Below are 2,630 nucleotides of genomic sequence, written 5' to 3' on the forward strand. Positions count from 1 at the left end.
GAGCGTAGTCGAAGGGTCTTCCGGAAGATTCCTCGACAAGCTCGGAATGACGTGCCTTACGGCATGATTAGTTTCTGTGCCAGCGAGACGCCGTCGCTATTGCTTCCTCAGCGCCGCTTGTCATTATTACCAAGGATTCGAAAAATTCACTGAAAAAAGAAATGAACCTTTTTTCTTTTTTATGCAACAGAAGGATATGGGGATCAAACGTCGAAGAATGTTTGTATCCCAAGGAGGAAAGGAAATATGAGGTTAATGGACGTTAATTTGGTTTGTGCGGCAGTGATAGGGGCAGCGATGCTTTTTGTCATGACATCAGGCGGGGAACAAGCAAAAGCGAAATCTAACGATGCAGCACCCGGTCAGCTTACCATTATGGGTAAAGATGGAAAACCTGGTGATTTATGCCCGCTTAAACATACGGATGTTCAAGCTGAAATATCGGGCTTTGTCGCACGAGTGACGGTCACTCAAGCCTTCGAAAATCCATCGAAAGAGGCAATCGAAGCGATTTATACATTCCCGCTGCCAAATGATGCAGCGGTTGATGACATGACGATGACAATCGGCTCCCGAGTTATTCGCGGCCAGATCAAGAAACGCGAAGAGGCTCGTGAGATTTATGAAGCGGCTAAGGCTCATGGTCAAGCGGCAGCGCTTTTGGATCAAGAGCGGCCCAATATTTTTACTCAATCTGTCGCCAACATTATGCCGGGAGAAAAAATCAAGATCACTATCTCCTACATTCAACTTCTCAAGTATGAAGAGGGCGTATACGAGTTTGTTTTCCCGATGGTCGTTGGTCCTCGATATATTCCAGGCGCGGGCGGTCTAATCCCTACAACGGGAGTTACCACTGACCCTGAAAAAATATCACCGCCCATTACACCGGAAGGCACTCGCGCAGGGCATGATATTTCTTTGACGGTGAAGCTCGATGCCGGTTTGCCAATCAGCGAGCTAAAAAGTCAGCTTCATCAAGTTGATATCAAACGTTTGGGCGATACACGAGCTGAGGTTTCGCTGAAAAATCAAAATGAGATTCCCAACAAAGATTTCATTCTGAAGTTCTCAGCATTTGGTTCTGATATTCAATCCGGTCTGCTAACTTTCTCAGATGGTCACGGCGGCGGCTATTTTACGCTCATCATGCAACCGCCGAATGCCCCGATGGAAGGCCGGATTATGCCCAAAGAGATGATCTTTGTCATCGACCAATCCGGTTCACAGAGCGGCTTCCCGATTGAAAAATCAAAGGAAACCGTCCTCTACTGCATTCAGCACATGAACCCGGGTGATACGTTCAATGTAATCGGGTTCTCGACGATAATCAATCGGCTATTTGATGAGCCTGTGCCGAATACACCTGAAAACGTCGCCAAAGCGGAGAAATTTGTTAAGGGGCTGTCAGGAGATGGCGGAACGGAACTGCTTCCGGCTTTCTTGGCTGCGCTTGAGCCGAAAGATGATCCGGAGCGGCTTCGGATTGTGAGTTTCATGACCGACGGTTATGTCGGCAACGACCTTCAGATATTGGATGCGCTTCAAAAGAATCGCCGTTCGGCACGAATCTTCCCGTTCGGCATCGGGAATGGGGTGAATCGGTTCCTTATTGATGGAATGGCTTCTGAGGGTAAAGGGCAAGCCGAGTTTGTCACACTCGATACGCCTGGTATTGACCCTGCCGAGCGTTTCTATCGTCGCATTGCTAAACCGTTATTAATTGATGTGCAAGTGGACTGGCATGGGATGCCTGTGGCGGATATGTATCCAAAGGACATTCCCGATATCTTCACTGCCGGTCCGGTTGTTATCAAGGGACGTTATACTGCAGGGGCGGAAGGTGATATCGAAATCATCGGAATGTTGCGCGGTAAACCTTGGCGGCAGACCCTACATGTGGTCTTTCCTAAGGACGATAAAGACGGTTCGGCTATCGCCACTCTGTGGGCTAGGGCGAAGATTGATGATTTGCTGCGTCAGGATTACATGGGCGCACAAACCGGTAAGCCCGATCCAAATATTAAAGACCAGATCGTCAATACCGCCCTCGAATACCGCCTGATGAGCCAGTACACTTCCTTTGTTGCGGTTGAGGAGAAGGTCATCAATACTAACGGCTCGCCTCGAACCATTCAGGTTCCCGTCGAGATGCCGGAGGGCGTCAGCTATGAAGGCATATTCGGCCCAGCGGAACGTGGCCCAGGACTTGTTAAGAGCCGCATGAAGTCTAGCTATGGTGGTGCAGTTTCTGGTGGTGGTGTACCATCATCGCCGGCTATGACGTCTCCCTCTCTGAATACACTTCATGAAAAATCTATGGATTCTGATGATAGTCTTATTATTCAGGTTTCAAAGACTCATGCGGATCGGGTGAAGCTGAAGCTGAAGCCGCCCCTTAATGAACTGAGCAAGCTCCTTAAAGAGAAGGGGAAGAACGGTTCCCTCTCGATACAAGGCAAGCTCGAAGTGAAGGACAACAAAGTAGAAATCCAAATCTGGCTGACCGACTTGAAGCCTGAAACACTCAAGAAGCTGAAAGGGTTGGGTTTCGAACTCTCCTACAAAGATGCGGCGATGAAATTGGTCATCGGCCGAATACTGGTGAAAAATGTCGAGAAGCTAGCCGA

At 48.8% G+C, this 2,630-nt stretch carries 1 protein-coding gene; it reads left to right on the forward strand.

Going from position 1 to position 2,630, the window contains the following annotated elements:
* Positions 1-246: 246 nt before the first annotated feature.
* Positions 247-2,630 (forward strand): VIT and VWA domain-containing protein (locus WCO51_12135; protein ID MEI6514002.1); only part of this gene is annotated, 2,384 nt, incomplete at its 3' end.

Source organism: bacterium (genome assembly GCA_037131655.1).
GTDB lineage: Bacteria > Armatimonadota > Fimbriimonadia > Fimbriimonadales > JBAXQP01 > JBAXQP01.